This window comes from Mycobacterium kansasii ATCC 12478, assembly GCF_000157895.3.
Taxonomy (GTDB): Bacteria; Actinomycetota; Actinomycetes; order Mycobacteriales; family Mycobacteriaceae; genus Mycobacterium; species Mycobacterium kansasii.
Map to the genome: position 1 here is coordinate 267,450 of NC_022663.1, position 13,814 is coordinate 281,263.

At 66.5% G+C, this 13,814-nt stretch carries 12 protein-coding genes; 4 read left to right on the plus strand and 8 right to left on the minus strand.

The features are described from left to right. The first annotated feature begins 37 nt into the window (after positions 1–37). Entirely contained in the window at positions 38–661 is a 624-nt protein-coding gene (locus MKAN_RS01225; protein ID WP_042313143.1) for a hypothetical protein, read from the plus strand. Here the strand turns inward: MKAN_RS01225 and MKAN_RS01230 are convergent. Then, complete coding sequence (locus MKAN_RS01230; RefSeq protein WP_023364419.1) at positions 658–1,944, minus strand: L,D-transpeptidase; 1,287 nt, start codon at positions 1,942–1,944, stop codon at positions 658–660. The two genes, MKAN_RS01225 and MKAN_RS01230, sit on opposite strands and share 4 nt — an antisense overlap. A gap of 344 nt (positions 1,945–2,288) precedes the next feature. Here MKAN_RS01230 and MKAN_RS01235 point away from each other — a divergent pair, with 344 nt between their 5' ends. Continuing rightward, a complete protein-coding gene (locus MKAN_RS01235; protein ID WP_023364422.1) occupies positions 2,289–3,050 on the plus strand; it encodes a C39 family peptidase in 762 nt (253 codons plus the stop codon). A gap of 60 nt (positions 3,051–3,110) precedes the next feature. Here the strand turns inward: MKAN_RS01235 and katG are convergent, their stop codons facing one another. The 3 genes from katG to MKAN_RS01250 all read right to left on the minus strand — a co-directional run bounded on the left by katG (position 3,111) and on the right by MKAN_RS01250 (position 6,504). Further along, positions 3,111–5,351, minus strand: coding sequence for a catalase/peroxidase HPI (gene katG, locus MKAN_RS01240; RefSeq protein ID WP_023364424.1), 2,241 nt, complete (start codon positions 5,349–5,351; stop codon positions 3,111–3,113). 34 nt (positions 5,352–5,385) lie between these two features. Continuing rightward, on the minus strand, positions 5,386–5,838 hold the full coding sequence (locus MKAN_RS01245) for a Fur family transcriptional regulator (protein WP_023364426.1): 453 nt from the start codon (positions 5,836–5,838) through the stop codon (positions 5,386–5,388). 189 nt (positions 5,839–6,027) lie between these two features. Beyond that, the gene (locus MKAN_RS01250) at positions 6,028–6,504 is read right to left on the minus strand and encodes an SRPBCC family protein (RefSeq protein ID WP_023364428.1); all 477 of its coding nucleotides are present in this window, start codon (positions 6,502–6,504) and stop codon (positions 6,028–6,030) included. 230 nt (positions 6,505–6,734) lie between these two features. Here MKAN_RS01250 and mmaA2 point away from each other — a divergent pair, with 230 nt between their 5' ends. Then, complete coding sequence (gene mmaA2 / locus MKAN_RS01255; RefSeq protein ID WP_023364430.1) at positions 6,735–7,598, plus strand: cyclopropane mycolic acid synthase MmaA2; 864 nt, start codon at positions 6,735–6,737, stop codon at positions 7,596–7,598. 607 nt (positions 7,599–8,205) lie between these two features. Here mmaA2 and MKAN_RS01260 read toward each other — a convergent pair. Genes MKAN_RS01260 through MKAN_RS01270 form a run of 3 tightly spaced genes read right to left on the minus strand, consistent with a single transcriptional unit; the run spans position 8,206 to position 11,099 of the window. Next, complete coding sequence (locus tag MKAN_RS01260) at positions 8,206–9,468, minus strand: cytochrome P450 (RefSeq protein ID WP_023364431.1); 1,263 nt, start codon at positions 9,466–9,468, stop codon at positions 8,206–8,208. A gap of 15 nt (positions 9,469–9,483) precedes the next feature. Next, positions 9,484–10,887 (minus strand): NAD(P)/FAD-dependent oxidoreductase, encoded by a 1,404-nt coding sequence (locus MKAN_RS01265; protein ID WP_023364433.1) that lies wholly within the window; start codon positions 10,885–10,887, stop codon positions 9,484–9,486. Next, positions 10,884–11,099 carry a ferredoxin gene (locus MKAN_RS01270; RefSeq protein WP_023364435.1) on the minus strand — a complete coding sequence of 72 codons (216 nt, stop codon included), beginning with the start codon at positions 11,097–11,099 and terminating at the stop codon, positions 10,884–10,886. Before MKAN_RS01270 ends, MKAN_RS01265 begins: the two co-directional genes overlap by 4 nt. 231 nt (positions 11,100–11,330) lie before the next feature. On the opposite strand from MKAN_RS01270, the gene MKAN_RS01275 reads away from it, so the two are divergent. Further along, the gene (locus tag MKAN_RS01275) at positions 11,331–12,935 is read left to right on the plus strand and encodes a PecA family PE domain-processing aspartic protease (RefSeq protein ID WP_023364437.1); all 1,605 of its coding nucleotides are present in this window, start codon (positions 11,331–11,333) and stop codon (positions 12,933–12,935) included. Positions 12,936–12,976: 41 nt separating this feature from the next. Here the strand turns inward: MKAN_RS01275 and MKAN_RS01280 are convergent, their stop codons facing one another. Further along, positions 12,977–13,639 carry a cutinase family protein gene (locus MKAN_RS01280; RefSeq protein WP_042313150.1) on the minus strand — a complete coding sequence of 221 codons (663 nt, stop codon included), beginning with the start codon at positions 13,637–13,639 and terminating at the stop codon, positions 12,977–12,979. Between the last annotated feature and the right edge of the window lie 175 nt (positions 13,640–13,814).

Here is a 13,814-nt window from a genome sequence, read left to right on the forward strand (position 1 = left end):
GGACTTCGTCTTTCGAGCCGTCGCGACGCCGAGCGCGATGCTTGCCTGCGCGATCTTCTCCGTGTGCGGGTCGGCGCTGGCCGATCCCGCACCGACGCGGGTGATCACCGCCGTGGCCGTCGGATCCGATGGCCAGCCGATCAATGGGTACCGCGAGGCCCCCGCGCAGGGCAACGTCACCGCCGTCGATAGCTGCACGACGGCGTCGCCGTCGGCAGTGGCCGACAACATCTACTATTGCTCGCCGAGCGCGGCAGATGCCGGAACCTGCTGGCCATCGACGCCGGAATCGCTGCTGTGCGTGGACAATCCGTGGGACCAGCGGCTGCATCGGGTGACCTACGGCGGCCCGCTCCCACGGGTGCACCCGATCGCGACACCCGATCCGTTCGCGCTGGCACTCGACGACGGGACCCGCTGCCTGCTACGCAACGGCGGTGCCTGGGGCGGCCGTGACGATGGATACGTCGGCGTCTACGGATGCGGCGCGCCCGACGCGAACCTCGCGGTCTTGTGGCTGCCCAGCCAGGGCGCCGGGACCTGCATCGACCGCTCGGCGCCGCTGTGGACGGTCAAGGTGGGGCAATTGGGCACACCGGGCGAGCACTTCCCGCCGCCGCAGACTCGCGCGGTGGCCACCGCGTGGTTCGCCGGAAATTAGTTACCGCCGGCGTTCAAGGCGCTGCCCTTGCGCCATTGGTCCCAACTCAGGGTCCAGTCGCCGTTCTGCGACAGTTGCAGCGGCGGTCCTCCGCTGTTGCGCACCTCGACCACATCACCGGGTACGGCGAAGTCGTAGAACCATTTCGCATTGTCGCCGTTGAGGTTCAAGCATCCGTGCGAAGTATCGGTATGGCCCTGAGCCCACACCGTCGCGTCGAGCTGATGCAGATAGATGCCGTCGGTGCTGATCCGGGTGGCGTAGTTGATGGTCTCGCGATATCCGAGGCGGGAATTCTTGGGCAGCCCGAAGGTCGACGAGTCCATCACCACCGGGTTGCCCTTGTCGAGCACGGTATAGATGCCGGGGGGAGTCCAGAACGACAGGGTGCGCCCACCGACCGTTTCGGTGCCGCCCATTCCCATCGAGGTGGGCATGGTGCGGACCAGCGCGCCGTTGTCGAACACGCTGACCAGCTTGGTGGCATCGTCGGCAATAGCGATGTGCGAACCGCCGATCCGGAAGGACACCCGGTTGTCTTCCTGCCCGAATATGCCGTTACCCAACGCGATTCCGTAGATCTTTGCCTCGACGGTGACGGTGGTGTCCGGCGCATAGTAATGCTCGGGTCGCCAATGGGCGTTCTGGTCGTCGACCCAGAACCAGGAGCCGGCGACCGCGGGATCGGTCGTCACCGCCAGCTGTCGCTCGGCGGCGGCGCGGTCAACGATCTGTTCATCGAAGTGCGCGACGATCACAGTTCCGACGCCGTAAGTGCCGCCCTCGCGCAACGGGGCCTCCGAGGTGGTGGTCAGCGAAACCTTGGTCTGGTTGGACGGCCGCAGCGTGGCGAATGACGACACGTGTTCGGCCGCAACGCCGTTGGGACCCCGGCTGGCAACCGTCAGTGTGTAGGTGCGGCCATAGCCCAGGGGCACGGTGGGTTTCCACACGGTGTTGTCCGGGGTCATGATGCCCGGCACCGGTTTGCCGCCGTCATTGACCATGCGGACATCGGTCAGCGTTCCCACATCGGCTTTCACCACCACGCGCGCCACCGGGTCGACGTCGTGGGCGTCGGGTCCGGGGGTGATCGTCACGTGTGCGGGTCCAGACGCCTCTGCCGTGGCCCCGGGCCGACGGCAGTCCGGGCAACCGGGCAACCCGGCGATCCGAATCGCACCGACCACCCCGACTACGACGAACACGGCTAGCAGAAAGCGGCGCGGCCAGCTGATGCCCAGTATCCGCCGGACCAACTCAGCACTGTCGTTGCACGTCATTGACGTTTGTGGTCCCCGGTTTTCGTGTGCTGGCCCGAAGTTGATTTCGGGCGTCGGCAGCTCTGGTATCAAGTAACCCGTGGGTGGGTGATCTGAAACCGATGTTGCGCACCGGGCGAGAGATCATGCCGCCGCCGCGAAAGGGATCTCCGCGGCGCGCAAGCCCACGACGGCGGCGTGGATTGTCAACCGGCTCGTTCTCGGGCAGCGGGATGTCACGCCAGGGCCGATGCCGATGCCGCGCTGTCCGAACGCAAGGCCCACGAAGCCAGCCGCACCGCGGCGGATCTGGTTAAAGAGGCGAAATCACAACTGCAGCCAGACCCTGATCGATAATCAACACCATGGCCGACGTCCGGATCGCAGCCGCCGCGCGCAATGCGGTGCGGGCCGCGTTGGTCGTGGCCGGTATTTCCATCGTCTCGGCGTGTGGCCATCCTGCGCCGTCGGAACCGTCGACGACGCTGTCGACGGTCACCGCCGGTGCCACGTCCACCAATCTCCCGGTAACGGCGTCCCCGACCATCGTCGCCGGCATGTACGGCGACCCCGTCGCGGCCGCCAGGTACTGGCAGCAGCAGTCGCTCGAGGACAACTGCGGGCTGATTTCGGTCGCCGACGTGGTCGGTCAAATCACCGGGCACGCGCCGACCGAGCAAGAGATGATCGCGTTGGCGGAAAGCACTCCTTCGCAGGCCAACCCGGGGCCGATATATGCCCCCGCCGACGACCCGAGCCACGCCAACGGCACCGGGGGCATCGAGCTGGGGGACACGGTCGTACTGCTGGCGCACTACGGCATCACATCCTTGATGACCGATACCACGCACCCCGATCAGACCGGGCTGCCCGCCCTGCAGCGGTACCTCACCGATAACCGCAAGATCATCGCCTGGGTCAATTCCGCGGTCATCTGGAACAGTGACGATCAGCGCAGCACGGCCGACCACTTCCTCGTCGTCACCGGGATCGACACCAACAACGAGATCGTCCACCTCAACGACCCCGGCGCCGACCATGCCGACGAGCAGGTCGCCGTGACCGCCTTCACGGCGGCCTGGCGCACCGGCGGGGATTCGATCGTGGTCACTGCCGCCGCAGGTTGAGCGAAAACGACACCCCGCGAACCGGCGGCTCGCGGGGTGTCGCTCGGTCGCGCCGGCGGATCAGGCGAGATCGAACCGGTCGTTGTTCATGACCTTGACCCAGGCCGCGACAAAGTCCTCGACGAACTTGCCCGCGTTGTCGTCCTGGGCGTAGACCTCGGCCAGTGCGCGCAACACCGAATTCGACCCGAACACCAGGTCATTGGCGGTCGCGGTCCACTTCAGATTGCCCGTGGCCCGGTCATGACCTTCGTATATGTTCTCCGCGGCCTCCGAGGGCTTCCACTCCGTACCCATGTCGAGCAGGTTGACGAAGAAGTCATTGGTCAACGCGCCCGGCCGGTCGGTGAATACACCGTGCTTGTTGCCCCCGTGGTTGGCACCGAGGGCACGCAACCCGCCGACCAGCACCGTCATCTCCGGAGCCGTCACCCCCAGCAGGTATGCCCGCTCGACCAGCAGGTGCTCGAGCGGAGCCTTCTCGCCGGGACGCACGTAGTTGCGGAACCCATCGGCCCGTGGTTCGAGCACCGCGAACGACTCCACGTCGGTGTTCTCCTGCGAGGCGTCGGTTCGCCCGGGGGCGAAATGCACCGAGATCTCATAGCCGGCGTCCTTGGCCGCCTTCTCCACCGCCGCGGATCCGGCCAGCACGATCAGGTCGGCCAGCGAGATCTTCTTACCGCCGGATGCCGATCCGTTGAACTCCTGCTGGATGCGCTCCAGCACGGGCAGCACCTGCTGCAACTCGGCGGGCTCGTTGGCCTCCCAACTCTTCTGCGGCTCGAGCCGCAACCGGCCTCCGTTGGCGCCGCCCCGCTTGTCGGTACGGCGGAAACTTCCCGCAGCCGACCATGCCGTCTTGACCAGTTGCGGGACGGACAAGCCGGATTCGAGCACCTTGCTCTTGAGCGCGGCGACATCCTGCTCGTCGACCAGCTCGTGGTCGACGGCCGGAACCGGGTCCTGCCACAGCTGCGGCTCGGCAACCCACGGACCCAGGTAGCGGCTGATCGGCCCCATGTCGCGGTGCAGCAGCTTGTACCACGCCTTGGCGAATGCCTCTTGCAACTCCTCGGGGTGATCCAGCCAACGCCGGGTGATGTCGCGGTAGATCGGCGACTCGCGGAGCGAGATGTCGGTGACCAGCATCGTCGGGACGCGGCCCGGTCCGCCGAACGGGTCGGGGATGGTGCCGGCGCCGGCGCCGTCCTTAGCGGTGAACTGCCAGGCTCCGGCTGGGCTCTTGGTCAGCTCCCACTCGTAGCCGTACAGGGTTTCCAGGAAGGAGTTGTCCCACTTGGTCGGTGTGGGTGTCCAGACGACCTCCAGGCCGCTGGTCATGGCGTCCTTGCCCTTGCCGCTGCCGTAGGAACTCTTCCAGCCCAGCCCCTGTTGCTCGATTGGGGCGGCCTCCGGCTCGGGGCCGACCAACTCGGGATCGCCGCGCCCGTGGGTCTTGCCGAAGCTGTGCCCACCCACGATCAGGGCTGCCGTCTCCTCGTCGTTCATCGCCATCCGGCCGAACGTTTCGCGGATGTCGATCGCCGCGGCGATCGGATCCGGCTTGCCCTCGGGGCCTTCGGGATTGACGTAGATCAGGCCCATGGTGGTGGCTCCGTAGGGCTGGGCAAGGTCACGTTCGCCCGAGTAGCGCTTGTTGGTGCCCAACCATTCGTCCTCTTCGCCCCAGAGGATTTCTTCGGGCTCCCAGACGTCTTCGCGGCCGAAGCCGAAGCCGAAGGTCTTGAATCCCATCGATTCCAGGGCGACGTTGCCGGCGAAGATGATCAGGTCCGCCCAGGAGATCTTGTTGCCGTGCTTCTTCTTGACCGGCCACAGCAGCCGGCGGGCCTTGTCCAGGCTGGCGTTGTCCGGCCAGCTGTTGAGCGGGGCGAACCGCTGCATACCCTGGCCACCGCCGCCGCGGCCGTCGTGAATGCGATAAGTGCCCGCGGCGTGCCAGCTCATCCGGATGAACAGGCCGCCGTAGTGACCGTAGTCGGCGGGCCACCAGTCCTGTGAGGTGGTCATCACCTCGACCAGGTCCGCCTTGAGCGCGTCGACGTCGAGCTTGGCGAACTCACTGGCGTAGTCAAAGTCCGCGCCCAGCGGGCTGGCCGCCGGCGGGTTCGGGTGCAGCATCGACACGTCGATCTGATCGGGCCACCAGTCGCGGTTCGTCAGCGGCGCATGCGCCTTGGGCTTGGGCGACGGGATCGCCGGGTTTTCGCTCTCACTGGTGCTCGCCGTGTTCGAATCCGGGTGCGGCGGGCGGCTTTCGGATGTATCGGATGACACAGCATTCCTTCCGGGTGAGTGAAACGGGCTGCGATCACGGCTGTGATCGAGGTACTGCGGTCGAGCAGTCGGGGCACATGCCCCAGTAGATGACTTCGGCCTCGTCGAGAACGAAGCCATCAAGAACATCGCCGTCGTCCGCGGGAGTCAGGCACGGCGCATCCCCGACCGCACAGTCGATGTCGGCGATCACTCCGCACGAGCGGCACACGACGTGATGGTGGTTGTCGCCGACTCGGGACTCGTAACGGGCCACCGACCCCGAGGGCTGGATCCGGCGGATCAGGCCTACCGAGGTGAGCGCATTGAGCACGTCGTACACCGCCTGGCGGGAAACGTCGGGCAGGCCGGTGCGTACCGCCGAGAAGATTGTTTCGGTGTCGGCGTGCGGGTGGGCGTCTACGGCTTCGAGCACGGCCAGCCGGGGCCGGGTGACACGCAGGTCGGCCATTCGCAGCTTTTGTGTGTAGTGCGCCGTTGACGCCACTTCGCCACTATGACGCCTTATCTTGAATCAGTCAAGACTTCTGGGGGTGGGATTTGGCGAATCCCCTCGGGGACCATCGCTGTCGGCTGCGACCGGTCGGACCATCAGGCGTCGTTCGCCTCGACGCATCGGCTCATGAGTTCAATGGCCTTGCGGCGCAAGCAGTGAGCCGCGATTGTGGATCGCGGCTCAACCGCTGACCAAGCGCTCCAGCGTCTGTAGCGACGCGGCCAGGTAGGCCTCCGAAAACGGAGGCATCCCGCCGACCTGGTCGCGAAAACTCTGCGGAGTGGCACTCCAGTCGTAGGTGAGAGTGACGTCGGTGTGCTCCCCCCTGGGGACCAGGTCATAACGCCACCACCAACCGCCGGCAACGTGGTTTCCTGCGGTGTCGAGCTGGCCCGGCAACCAGCCGATGGCGCGGTCCCGGTCGAAGACATTGACCAAGTTGTAGGTGACGTAGTCACCACCGGCTTCAGTCAAGTACATATTCATCGCGAAGACCTGACCGCGGCCGGTGATCGGTGCGGCGTCGACGGCGTCGCGGACCCAATCGCCGGGCTCGGTGTCCCGATGGCGTGACGGCTCGACCAGAACTGCGAAAACCTCCGCCGGTGTCGCGGCGATGATGCGGCTGACGACAAACCGCTCTGGATTCATGTTCATGCGTTGTCCTCGGTCCACAGGCGCGCCCGATTACTTGTCGCGAAAGTCCAGCCAACCACACCGGGAGCCCACCCCTCCTTGCGCCCCGGCCCTGGTCTGGCGCACCCGACGGGCGGGGTACGAACGGGTGGATGGCCCGCCGGCTGGTTTGATGGATAACACGGGGAGAATGGTGCAGACCGGTGCATGCCACCGCGGGGGCCTCAGGGGGGCCAGAAAGGCACACGATCATGGCTCAGAAGCTGAGGCCGCATTTCGACAAGGTGCAGGCGCATTACGACTTGTCCGACGAGTTCTTCCGGCTGTTTCTGGACCCGACCCAGACCTACAGCTGCGCCTACTTCGAGCGCGACGACATGACCCTGGAAGAGGCCCAGATCGCCAAGATCGACCTGGCGCTGGGCAAGCTGGGCCTGCAGCCGGGCATGACGCTGCTCGACGTCGGCTGCGGCTGGGGCGCCACCATGCGCCGGGCCATCGAGAAGTACGACGTCAACGTCATCGGCCTGACCTTGTCGAAGAACCAGGCCGCCCACGTGCAGAAGAGCTTCGACGAGCTCGACACCGCGCGCACCAGGACGGTGTTACTGAAAGGCTGGGAACAGTTCGACGAGCCCGTCGACCGGATCGTGTCCATCGGCGCCTTCGAGCACTTCGGCCACGACCGCTACGACGACTTCTTTGCCATGGCATACCGGGTTCTGCCCGCCGACGGCGTGATGCTGCTGCACACCATCACCGGCTTGACCCGAGAGCAGCTCAGCGAGCAGGGTCTGCCCATCTCGATCGACATCATCCGCTTCGTCAAGTTCATCGTCACCGAGATCTTCCCCGGTGGCCGGTTGCCCTCGATCGACATGGTGGCGGAGCGCTCGGCAAAGTCGGGCTTCACGCTGACCCGGCGCCAGTCGCTGCAACAGCACTATGCGCGGACCCTGGACCTGTGGGCACAGGCGCTGCAGGCGCACCAGGACGAGGCCATCGCGATCCAGTCCGAAGAGATCTACCAGCGCTACATGAAGTACCTGACCGGCTGCGCCAAGGCGTTCCGCACCGGCTACATCGACGTCAACCAGTTCACGCTACAGAAGTAACGCTTCGCGCCGACCCTGGCGACACGGTGGCCACGCGGGTGGGGAGCACCCGGCACCAATGCGGATGCAACGACACGGCCAAGAGCGGAAAACGAAGGATAACGATTCGGCGCCCACCCTGGAATTGGTCCGCAAACGGATGCGAGTGTGTTGCGGTGAGTGTTGACGTCGGCGAGTTGGCGCATGGCTGGGCAGCGCACTGGGCGGACCGACCGCCCCGGCGTTGCGGGCGTGGCCACTGGCTGTTGCCCGGGCACATGATCGTGGCCACCATCCAATGTTCCTGCGGACGGCACATCTGTTGGCAATGCGAGTGCGGTGCAGCTACCTATGGGCCGGCTTTGATCGCGTCCTGCAGCCTTGCCGCCGGCGGGTCCGGGGATGCTTAGCCGGCCCGGCACGCAGCCCGCATCAAGGCCCGTATCGCCGACGAATCGGACCCCGTCCGGCTCCGCCAGCCTCGAGTTCCACATCACCTTTCGTTGGTCGCGCAGCCGCCAGCGATAGCAATTCGACCCGTCGGTGTCGATCTCGGCGATATCGCCGAGACGCCGTCGACAACTGGTCCGGGTCGTGCCGGCCGCCAGCAGATCACCGAGAACGAGGCTCAACCGGCGATCGCGGCGAAGTCCACCCAGAGATGCCGGGGACCGCGAAACACCTGGTTGTGCCGATATGGCGGCGGGTCGACCACCAGCGTCGGGGATTCGACACGGCGCAGCAATATCTCCAACGCCAAGTTGACCTCGAGGCGAGCCAGCGGGCCGCCCATGCAGGTGTGGATGCCGCTGCCCCAGCCGAAGTGCTCGTTGTCCTCGCGCAACGGGTCGAAGCGATCCGGATTGTCGAACCGCCGTGGATCACGATTGGCCGCCGCATAGATCAGGTGCACCGCCGCCCCTGCCGGGATCACCGTCCCGCCGATCTCGATGTCGGCGGTGGCGCTGCGGCTGGGGAAAAACTGCACCGCGGACTGCAGGCGCTGTACCTCTTCGATAGCGCGTGGAATCAGCTCCGGGTTCTGCCGCAGCAGGTCCCAGGAGCCGGGATTGCGCAACAACGTCATGACGCAATTGGTGATGGTGTTGACCGTCGAGTCGTGGCCGGCAACCAATAGCAGCATGGCGTTCGACGTCGTCTCCGCCGCCGACATCGGGCCGTCGGGTCCATCGTCGTGCAGCAGCCTGGACAGCAGGCCCTCGCCGGGTGTTTGCGCGTACTTCTGCACCAGGCCTCCGAGGTAGCCCTGCAACGCGGCGGTGCTGGCGCGGCCCTTCTCGGCCAGCGCGCGGCCCTCCTCGGTGGCGCCATCCGGGCCCAGGTCGCTGCCCATCATGAAGTCGAAGATCCAGGCGTGAAACATCGGCTCGTCTTCGACCGGCACGCCGAGAATTTTGCAGATGACCGTCACGGGTATCGGGTAGGCGAACTCCTCGACCACGTCCAAGCGGCTCTTGCCGCAGGCTTTGACCTTGTCCAGCATGTCGTCGGCGAGCTGCACGACAAACGGCTCCATGCCCGGGATCAGATCGGGAGAGTGCGGCGGGCCGAAGTGGCGCATCACCTGCCGGCGGGCCCGGTCGTGCTCGGGCGGGTCGGAGACGATGATGCTGGGGCTGCGGCCGTAGGTCCGCATGTGTTCGCTCCCGGGAGCGGGCTTTTCGCCGCCCAAGCTTGCGGGGCTTCGGCTGATGTCGGAGCTGATCCGCGGGTCGTGCGCCAGGGCCAGCAATTCGAGGTAACCGGTGACGACATAAGTCTTGTCGGCGACCTTGGCCACCGGAGTCCGGCGCAGCTCCTTGAAGTACGGGTAGGGGTTGGGGCGGTTCTCGAACTTCATCGCCTCGGCCCAGGCGGTTGCGGCGTCCAACGTCTTCTCCTACCGTCAGCGGGTTCGAGCGCGGAATTCGGCACCCCGCGAGGTCGGGTCGTGTCCGGTCAGCACCACGTCGGGCACCGCGGTCGGTTCGCGAGGGTCGGGGAACCGGGCCGGCATCGGCTCGCAACTGGCTGGTCGGTCGTAGCCCGGCGGGGGCGGTGGGAACGCCGCGGACCGCTCGATGAGTGAGGCGTAGTAAGGCAGCCACTTGCCGTGGTTGAACGTTACCGCCCCGACGATGCGGCCCCGATGGCCGTAAGCGGCCGCGAACCGGCGTTGCGCGGGCGAGCCCTGGGTGAACACGATTTGGTCGCCGAACGAGCACACGCCGACGCTCTTGATATTGACGCCGAACTGCCCGGACCAGAACGACGGCAGCGGCAGATGCGGCCGTCGTCCGGTCTCCAGGCTGATCATGTTGTTGGCCGCCACCTGGGCTCCGAAAACGGCGTTGTCCCAATGCTCTTGGGACATGAATTGGTATTCGTAGAGCACGTGCGGTGCCCGTGCCACGTCACCGGCAACGAAGATGTTGTCGGTCACCACCCCGTTGATGTCGAAGGCGCGGCAGCCGGCGTCACACGCGACTCCCCAGAATCCGCTCGCCAGCTGGGCGCCGTCGAGCCATTCCACGTTGCGGATCGAGCCCAGCGAGGCCACCACCACGTCGACGTCGAGCACGGTGCCGTCGGAAAGCCGCGCCGCGCGGACATGGCCGTCGGCGTCACCGTCGAGACTTTCCACTGCAACCCCGGTGCGCAGGTCCACCCCGGCCTCGATCTGCATCTGTGCGGCGATGTCGCCGATCACCCCGCCGAGCGCGCCGACCAGCGGCGCTTTGCCGCGCTCGGCGACCGTCACCGAAAGGCCGAGTTCGCGGCACACCGAGGCGATCTCCGAACCGACGAAACCCGAACCGACAATGAGCACCCGGCGAGGCCGCGCCTGCAGCGCGGTCGCCAACTTCGCGGCGTCGTCACAGGTGCGCACCGTGAACAGCCCCCGCAACGCCGCCTCCTCCGGGTTGAACCAGGGCCGGGCCCTGGTCCCGGTGGCGATCAGCAGCCGGTCGTAGTCCACCTTCTCGCCGTTGGCCAGCAGCACCTGGCGATTGGACCGGTCCAACCCCACCGCCGCCACGCCCAACCGCCACTGCGCGTCGACGGGACGCAGCCGGGGGAGTTTGGTGTGGTCGGCGGGAACCCAGCCCTTCAGCACCTGCTTGGATAGCGGCGGCCGGTCGTAAGGTTCGTGCGGCTCGTCGCCGATGATGGTGAGCGCGCCACGAAATCCATTGTCCCGCAAGGCTTCTGCTGCACGCAGACCTGCCAGGGACGCACCCACGATGACGATCCGGCCCTGAGCCTTGAAGCTGTCGACAAGCTGATCGACCAGTGAAACCGCGTTCATTTGGTGTCCCGGTCCGCCGGCGGGTCCACTTCGAGGATGATCGCCTGGACGGGGCAGGAGGCCGCCGCGCGCAAGACCCGCTGGCGTTGCGAGTCGTCGGGGTTCGGGTCGTAGGCCAGCGCCTCTTCGCCGACAAGCTGCAACACCTCGGGCGCCAGCGGGACGCACTGGGCGTAGCCCTGGCACCTGTTGAGATCGACCACCAATCGCATACCCCGACCCTTCCGATCAACCCGCGTGCAGACACTACCTACCCGCCCCGGGCAATTTCGTCACTGCGCGAAGGCCGCGCCGGTTGACTGAGGGCAGGAAGGCGGCACCGGGTGCCCCGGGCCGATTCGTGACGCGATATAGGGCCGCTGTGCCGAAAACGCATATCCCGAGGCAGGACCTGGATACCCTTAGTGCACACACGGGTGGGCGATTGACGCGGAGGGAGCGGCGTGTCACTTCTGGTCGTGGCTCCCGAGATCGTGGCATCGGCGGCAGCGGATCTGGAGAGCCTCTACTCGGCGCTGAATGCGGCGAACGCGGCGGCTGCCGGACCGACAACTGTGCTTGCGGCCGCCGGCATTGACGAGGTGTCGGCGGCGGTGGCCACCCTGTTCGCCGGGTTCGGTCAGGAATACCAGGTGCTCAGCACCCAGGCCAATACCTTTTTCCAGCAGTTCGTGGCGACGCTGAACTCGTCGGGCGGGACCTATCAGGCCGGAGAAGCCCAGGCCGTGTCGCTGTTGCAGACGGCACAAAGCGATCTGCTGGGCGCGGTGAATGCACCCACCCTGGCGCTGTTGGGTCGCCCGCTGATCGGGGATGGCGCACACGGGACCGTGTCGAGTCCCAACGGTGCGGCGGGTGGGCTGTTGCTCGGCAACGGCGGCAACGGTTATTCCCAAACGGCGTCGGGAGTACCCGGCGGGGCTGGTGGCCCGGCCGGGCTGATCGGCAACGGCGGCGCCGGGGGTACGGGCGGAACCGGCGCACCGGGCGGGGCCGGCGGTAACGGTGGCTGGCTGTGGGGTTACGGCGGGCACGGCGGAGCCGGCGGGGCGTCGCTTGGCATTGGCGGGACCGGTGGCGTCGGTGGCGCTGCGGGCCTGCTCGGCTGGGGCGGGGGTGGTGGCGCCGGCGGTCTCGGCGACGGCGGAATGCTCGGCACCGGCGGCGCCGGTGGGCGCGGCGGCTTGTTGTGGGGCAACGCCGGGATCAGCGGGCCAGGTCTGGACGGCCGAACCGTGCCGCTGACCATGCACGCGGTCACCGAGCCGGTGGTATTCATGTCCGTCAACGGCGGACCGAACGTGCCCATACTGGTTGACACCGGATCCGCCGGCCTTGTCGTCACGCCCAACGAGGTCGGGGGACTATTCGGCCTCTTCCGCATGGGCTTGCCGACCAATTTCGGGCTCAGCGGTTACAGCGGCGGGCTGACCTACCTCTATGCCACCTACCATGCGCCAGTCGATTTCGGGAACGGCATCGCCACCCCGCCGACCAACGTCAACGTCGTCCTGCTGTCATTCCCCCAAACATTCTCCGGGTATTTCGCGCCCGCCGGTGTCAACGGCGTGTTGGGCATTGGACCCAATGCGACCGGCCCCGGTCCCAGCATTCCGAACCAGGCGCTGCCGGGCGACCTCAATCAGGGTGTGCTCATCAACATCCCCGAGGGCACGATGCGGTTCGGTCCCGATCCGCTGGTCGGCGGAGACTCCATTACCGGATCGCCGATCGCGACACTGGGTCTCAGAATCAACGGCGGCTCGTTGCAGCACGTTCCGATGATCGTCGATTCGGGCGGCGTGCTGGGCACCATGCCGGCAAACGTGCTCGGCACCGGCCAGGTTTCCGGGAACGTGCCGAACGGAACTCACATTCAGGTCTACACCAACGACGGCAGTACATTGCTGTACGAATACGTCGTTAACGGGAACGGCCCCCGGGTCATTTCCAGTGGCCTGATGAACACCGGGTACGTGCCCTTCGACCAGCAACCGGTGTACATCTCGTACAGCCCATCCGGCGTGGGGACGACGGTCTTTCATTAGCCGGTAGGCGGCCGGGCCCGAGCTGGTAATCGGGCGTGCTGCTACGCGCGTTCGCTGCCCTGGCCGAGCTTGTCAGCAGCGAATGTGGCTGCCTGCGTTGTCATCCCGGACTGGATGTAGGAAACGTGGGCCATGATGTTTCCGCCGCCCGTGCATATCGGGTCGTCGGCGGCGCACAAATTGATGACCTTGGAGCTGTACAGCGGGTTGAGGGTTGGCAACGGCTGCCCGCCCCACAACATGCTCGAGAACCCGCTGGACGGCTCGCCGAACAGCGCGACCGCAACCACATGGTCGGCCACCGAGGGCGGCATCGCCGCAGACGCCAAATCGATCACGCCCGCGCCCTGAGAATAACCACCGAGCACAATCTTCGAGTTGGGGCAACTCCCGACGGTGTTCTGGATGTGAGCAGCCGCATCGTCGGACCCGATTGACGCGCTCGCGTGATAGTCGTCGCTGGCGGGGTAATTCACCGCGTAGACCCCGACGGAACGCCCACCCGCCTGCGAGCTGAGTGAGTCGACGAATGCCTGGCCGACGTCCCCGAGACCGGGCGCCTGATGGGTGCCCCGAGCGAATACCACCGCGACGTCGGAGCATGGGTCGGCCTGAGCGGCGGGGCTGATGACGGCTGCGCTCACCATCGCCCACGCCGTCACAACCGCGACACCAACGATGCGAGCAAGGCTGCGTGTAGTCATCTGCACATGCTGACACATCGCCGGCGAGCGCGGTGCCGCCGGGTCGGCGCTGGCAGCCGCCTGGTCTTCATGCGCCTTTGTGCCATTCTGCGCCCTTGTGCGGCCGCCACCGGGCCGGCCGGCAAACCAGGAAACCTCAATCTCGAATGAGCTGAAGCCAAGAACGCGCGGTTCG